At 74.1% G+C, this 5881-nt stretch carries 6 protein-coding genes; all 6 read left to right on the forward strand.

The features are described 5' to 3' along the window. Window positions 1–228 precede the first annotated feature (228 nt). Entirely contained in the window at window positions 229–990 is a 762-nt protein-coding gene (locus ICW40_RS10230; RefSeq protein ID WP_221653723.1) for a DeoR/GlpR family DNA-binding transcription regulator, read from the forward strand. Beyond that, the gene (locus ICW40_RS10235; protein WP_260459052.1) at window positions 987–2105 is read left to right on the forward strand and encodes an alcohol dehydrogenase catalytic domain-containing protein; all 1119 of its coding nucleotides are present in this window, start codon (window positions 987–989) and stop codon (window positions 2103–2105) included. Before ICW40_RS10230 ends, ICW40_RS10235 begins: the two co-directional genes overlap by 4 nt. A gap of 158 nt (window positions 2106–2263) precedes the next feature. Then, on the forward strand, window positions 2264–3913 hold the full coding sequence (locus ICW40_RS10240; protein ID WP_221653724.1) for a PTS mannitol transporter subunit IICB: 1650 nt from the start codon (window positions 2264–2266) through the stop codon (window positions 3911–3913). Next, on the forward strand, window positions 3910–4344 hold the full coding sequence (locus tag ICW40_RS10245) for a PTS sugar transporter subunit IIA (protein ID WP_221653725.1): 435 nt from the start codon (window positions 3910–3912) through the stop codon (window positions 4342–4344). The genes ICW40_RS10240 and ICW40_RS10245 overlap by 4 nt, the downstream gene beginning before the upstream one ends. Before the next feature lie 91 nt (window positions 4345–4435). Then, on the forward strand, window positions 4436–5386 hold the full coding sequence (gene pfkB, locus ICW40_RS10250) for a 1-phosphofructokinase (protein WP_221653726.1): 951 nt from the start codon (window positions 4436–4438) through the stop codon (window positions 5384–5386). A 29-nt stretch (window positions 5387–5415) separates the two neighbouring features. After that, entirely contained in the window at window positions 5416–5694 is a 279-nt protein-coding gene (locus ICW40_RS10255) for an HPr family phosphocarrier protein (RefSeq protein ID WP_221653727.1), read from the forward strand. Window positions 5695–5881: the final 187 nt, after the last annotated feature.

A 5881-nucleotide genomic window follows, 5' to 3' on the forward strand; every position in this document is an offset into this window, starting at 1 on the left:
ACGCGGCCAGGTGGACGGTTGTTCGAACTCGACGTCGCTGTTGCCTGTGGCCGTCGGCGGCGCTGTTGCCTGTGGCCGGTCGCCGGTGTCGTCGCCCCCCTCGCCGGCGACGGCGTGGCGCCTCCACGACACCGTTCGGGGCCCCGCGTGCCCGCTCGGGTGTTGACATCGGACACAAACGGAACTAGACAAAGCCATACCAACATCCGAACGGGCGACGGAGGCCGGGTGTACGCGACGGAGCGGCAGCAGGAGATCCTCACGCGCGCCCGGCTCGACGGGCGGGTCGAGGTCAAGGACCTCGCCGACGCGCTCGACGTCACCCCCGAGACCGTGCGCCGCGACCTCACCGCGCTCGAGCGGCGGGGCCTCCTGCGGCGGGTGCACGGCGGGGCCATCCCGGTCGAGCGCCTCGGCATCGAGCCCGCCGTCGCGGACCGCGAGGGGCGCATGGCTGGTCAGAAGGAGCGCATCGCCAAGGCCGCGCTCGACGAGCTGCCCGACGGCGGCGCGATCGTGCTCGATGCCGGCACCACGACGATCCGTCTCGCCGAGATGCTGCCCACCGACCGCGAGCTGACGGTCGTCACGCACGCGCTGCCGATCGCGATGCTGCTCGCGTCCCGCCCCAGCATCACGCTGCACCTCCTGGGCGGCACGGTGCGCGGCCGGACGCTCGCCGCCGTCGGGCCGTGGGCCGAGCGCGCGATGGCCGACGTGTACGCGGACGTCGCCTTCCTCGGCACGAACGGGCTGACGGTCGAGCGCGGGCTCACGACGCCCGACCTCGCCGAGGCGGGCGTCAAGCGCGCGCTCGTCGCGGCGGCCCGTCGCACGGTGGTGCTCGCGGACCACACGAAGGTCGGCCGCTCCGACTTCGCGCAGGTCGCGCCGCTGTCCGCCGTCGACACCGTCATCACCGACTCGGAGCTCGAGCCCGACCTCGCCGACGAGATCGAGTCCGCGGGCCCCCGCGTGGTGCGCGCATGAGCACCTCCGCGCAGGCGGACGCCGAGGCGCAGACCCGTCCCACGACGTCGTCCGACGTCCCACGAAGGAGAGAGATGAACGTCTTCCGCTTCTACGCCCCCGGCGACGTGCGCCTGGAGGACGCGCCCGAGCCCTCGCCGGGCCCCGGCGAGGTCAAGATCCGGGTCCGCGCGTGCTCGATGTGCGGCACCGACGTCAAGATCTCCACGTCGGGTCACCAGCGGATCGTCCCGCCGCGCGTGATGGGCCACGAGATCGCGGGCGAGGTCGTCGAGGTCGGCGAGGGCGTCGACGCCTGGGCGGCGGGCGACCGGGTCCAGGTCATCGCGGCGATCCCGTGCGGGCGGTGCGAGTACTGCCAGGCGGGTGCCATGACCATCTGCCCGAACCAGGTGTCGATGGGCTACGACTTCGACGGCGGGTTCGCGCCGTACATGATCGTGCCGCGCGAGGTGCTCGCGGTCGACGGCCTCAACCGCATCCCCGAGAACGTCTCGTTCGCCGAGGCGAGCGTCGCCGAGCCGTTCGCGTGCGCGATCAACGCGCAGGAGATCGCGGGGGTGGGCGAGGGCGACGTCGTCGTCGTCGTGGGGTCGGGGCCGATCGGCTGCCTGCACGTGCGCCTCGCCCGGGCCCGCGGGGCGGCGCGCGTGCTGCTCGTGGAGCTCAGCCGGTCGCGGCTCGACCTCGCGGCCGCCGTCGTGCAGCCCGACGCGGCCATCTGCGCGGCGGACCAGGACCCGGTCGAGGCCGTCCTGGCGCTCACCGACGGCAAGGGCGCGACGGTGGTCATCACGGCCGCGGCGTCCGGCGCCGCGCAGGAGCAGGCGCTGCGGATGCTCGCGCCGCAGGGTCGCGTCAGCTTCTTCGGCGGGCTGCCCAAGGACAAGCCGACGATCACGCTCGACTCCAACCTCGTGCACTACAAGGAGCTCACGATCGTGGGCGCCAACGGCTCGAGCCCCGAGCACAACCGCCGGGCGCTCGCCCACATCGCCGACGGGAGCGTCCCCGTCGCGGACCTCATCACCCACCGCCTGCCGCTGGACCAGGTGGCCGAGGGCATCGACGTCGTCCGGTCGGGGGTGGGGATCAAGGTCACGGTCGAGCCGTGAGGCCGGCGCCGGCCCCTCCCCCCCGGGGGCCGGCGCCACGGTGGACCCGGGACGGCACGCCGGCCCGGAGCGAAGGAGCAGGTCAATGACGATCATCAGCGCCGCCCCGGGCACCGCCGCCCGGTCGCGCACCACCACGAAGGGAGCGTGAGACGCCCATGTCCGCAACGACGGCCGAGGCGCCCCGCACCGTGAGCCGGGGCAAGGCCGCCCAGGTCCGCGTGCAGAGGTTCGGGGCCTTCCTCAGCAGCATGATCATGCCCAACCTCCCGGCCTTCCTGGCCTGGGGCCTCATCACGTCCCTGTTCATCGCGGTCGGCTGGATGCCCAACGCGATCCTCGGCGGCTTCGGCAACGCCGACGAGATGAGCTGGCAGGGCGCCGCGACGCAGCTGGCGCTCGCGGAGGACGGGACGACCTTCCGGCAGTACGTCGGCCTCGTCGGGCCGATGATCACCTACCTCCTCCCGCTGCTCATCGCGAACGCGGGCGGCCGCGTCGTCTACGGCGACCGCGGCGCCGTCGTCGCCTCGATCGTCGCGGTCGGCATGATCGTCGGCAGCACCATCCCCATGTTCCTGGGCGCCATGATCGTCGGCCCGGGTGCCGCATGGGTCATGAAGAAGATCGACTCGCTGTGGGCCGGCAAGATCAGGGCCGGCTTCGAGATGCTCGTCGACATGTTCTCCGCCGGCATCGTCGGCGCGGCGCTCGCCGTGGCAGCGTTCTTCGGCATCGCGCCGATCGTCACCCAGCTGTCGTCGTGGCTGGGCTCGATCGTCGGGTGGCTCGCCGACAACAACCTCCTGCCCGTCATGAGCGTCATCGTCGAGCCGGCCAAGGTGCTCTTCCTCAACAACGCGATCGGCAACGGCGTGCTCGTGCCGCTCGGCGCGCAGCAGCTCGCTGAGGACGGCCAGTCGCTGCTCTTCCTCGTCGAGTCGAACCCCGGGCCTGGTCTCGGCATCCTCATGGCGTTCACGTTCTTCGGGATCGGTGCGGCCAAGAGCTCGGCACCCGGCGCCGCCGTCGTGCAGTTCGTCGGCGGCATCCACGAGGTCTACTTCCCGTTCGTGCTCATGAAGCCCGCGCTCATCCTCGCGGCGATCGCCGGCGGTGCCACGGGCGTCGCGACGAACATGGTGCTCGGCACCGGCCTGCGCGGACCGGCGGCACCCGGGTCGATCATCGCGGTTCTCGCGGCGACGCCCCGCGGCGCGTTCATCGGCGTCATCCTCTCGGTGCTGCTCTCGTTCGCCGTGACGTTCCTCGTCGCCTCCGTGATCCTGCGGGCCTCGCGCAAGCGTGACCTCGCGACGGGCGGTGGCGACCTCGGGGCCGCGATCGCGCAGACCGAGGCGAACAAGGGGAAGTCGAGCACGGCGCTCGGCGCGCTCGCCGGTGCGGGTGCCGCGACGGCGGCCGCGTCGACGACCGTGGGGGCGGAGACGGCTGCCGCGACGGCGGACGCCCCGGCGACGCCGATCCGGTCGATCGTCTTCGCGTGCGACGCCGGGATGGGGTCGTCCGCCATGGGCGCGAGCATCCTGCGTGACAAGCTGAAGAAGGCGGGCCGCACCGACGTGACCGTCGTCAACAAGGCGGTCGCGCGGCTCGAGGACGACGTCGACCTCGTCATCACGCAGCGCGAGCTCACGGACCGCGCGCGCAGGCACGCGCCCGGCGCGCGGCACGTCTCGGTGGACAACTTCCTCTCGAGCCCGGTGTACGACGACGTCGTGCGCGAGGTCACGGCCGAGGGCGACCCGGCCGCGAGCCCGACCAGCCGAGAGGCGGCGCAGGCATGAGCGAGGTCCTGGCACCGGGCGACGTCGTCCTGGCCGAGTCCGCGGACTCCAAGGAGGAGGCGATCCGCGACGCGGGCCGGCTGCTCGTGGCGGCCGGTGCGGTCGAGGAGTCGTACGTCGACGCGATGCTCGAGCGCGAGCGCACGATCTCGACGTACATGGGCAACCACCTCGCGATCCCGCACGGGACCGACGACGCCAAGCGGGCGATCCGCCGGTCGGCACTGTGCCTCGTGCGGTACGACGAGCCCGTCGACTGGGACGGCAACCCCGTCCGCGTCGTCGTGGGGATCGCCGGCGTGGGTGACGAGCACCTCGAGATCCTGTCCCGGATCGCGCTGGTGTTCGCGGACACCGACCAGGTGCAGCGGGTGCTCGACGCGTCGTCGTCGGCCGAGCTGTACGCCATCCTGCAGGCGGTGAACGAGTAGTGGGCACGCGACCCTCGGTGGCGACCCCGGTCCCCGCCGCCGGGGGTCGCCGCCCGTCCCGGTCCCCACGTCCGCTGAGCCGGAGGCCCGCATGATCGTCACGGTCACCCCGAACCCCAGCGTCGACCGTGCGCTCGAGCTGGACCGGCTCGGCGTGGGCGAGGTCAACCGGGCGCACGCGACCCACGTGCACGCGGGCGGCAAGGGGATCAACGTGTCGCGCGCGCTCGTCGCCCAGGGGCTCGCGACACGCGCCGTGCTCCCCGCGGGCGGCAGCGACGGCGAGCTCCTCGTGCAGCTGCTCGCGGAGCAGGCGGTGCCCGCGCGCGCCGTGCCCGTGCGGGGGGAGACCCGCTCGAACATCACGCTGGTCGAGGCGACGGGCGTCACGACCAAGGTCAACGCTCCCGGACCGGCGCTCGGGCCGGACGACGTCGACGCGCTGCTCGCCGCGGTCGAGGAGGAGATCGCGGCCGGCGCGCGCGGCGTCGTGGGTGCCGGCAGCCTGCCGCGCGGTACGGGTGACGAGTTCTTCGTGCGGCTCGCGGCGCTTGCGGGCCGGCACGGGGTGCCGTGCGCGCTCGACACGTCGGGCGCGCCCCTCGCGGCGGCCGTCGCGGGCGGCGGGCTCGCCCTGGTCAAGCCCAACGACGAGGAGCTCGGCGAGCTGGTCGGGCGCGAGCTGGTCGTCGTCGGCGACGTGACCGATGCGGCGCGGGCGCTCGTCGCGCGCGGGACGCGGCAGGTGCTCGTGAGCCTCGGCGCGCACGGCGCGCTGCTCGTCGACGCCGCCGAGGTGTGGTGGGCCGGCGGCCCGCCGCTCGTGCCCGCCTCGACCGTGGGTGCGGGGGACGCGACGCTCGCCGGCTTCCTCGCGGCGCCCGACGACGACCCGGCCCGGCGCCTCGCGACCGCGGTCGCGTGGGGAAGGGCGGCCGTCCTGCTGCCGGGCACGGCGGTGCCGGACCCGGCCGACATCCGGCTCGACGACGTGCGCGTCGTGCGCGGGCCCGACCCGGACCTCGCGCTCAAGGACCTGTGAGGGTCCACCCACCACGGAAGGAGCACACCATGCCTCAGCGCACGGTCAGGATCGGCTCGCGCGTCGGGCTGCACGCGCGGCCTGCCGCGCTCGTCGCCCAGGCGGCCTCGGCGTCCGGCCTCCGGGTGCGGATCGCGGCGGGCGACGGCCCCGAGGTCGACGCGGCGAGCGTCCTGCGCCTCATGACGCTCGGCGCCAAGCACGGCGACGAGGTGACCCTGAGCGTCGAGGGCGACGGCGCGGACCAGGTGCTCGACGGGCTGGCGAGCCTGATCGGGTCCGACCTGGACGCCGTGGAGCCGGTGTGACCACGATGGGGTCGATGAGCACCTCGACCACCGCGGGCGACGCGGCCAGCGACAGCACCTCCACCGGCGGCGAGGGTGCGGCCACGCGTCCCGCGACCGTCCTGAGCGGGTTCGGCGTCGGACGCGGGGCGGTGGTCGGGCCGGTCGCGCGCGCGCACCCCGCACCCCGGGCCGACCCGTCGGCCGC

Origin of the sequence: Actinotalea ferrariae (genome assembly GCF_019733465.1) — a bacterium.
GTDB classification, from domain to species: Bacteria; Actinomycetota; Actinomycetes; order Actinomycetales; family Cellulomonadaceae; genus Actinotalea; species Actinotalea ferrariae_A.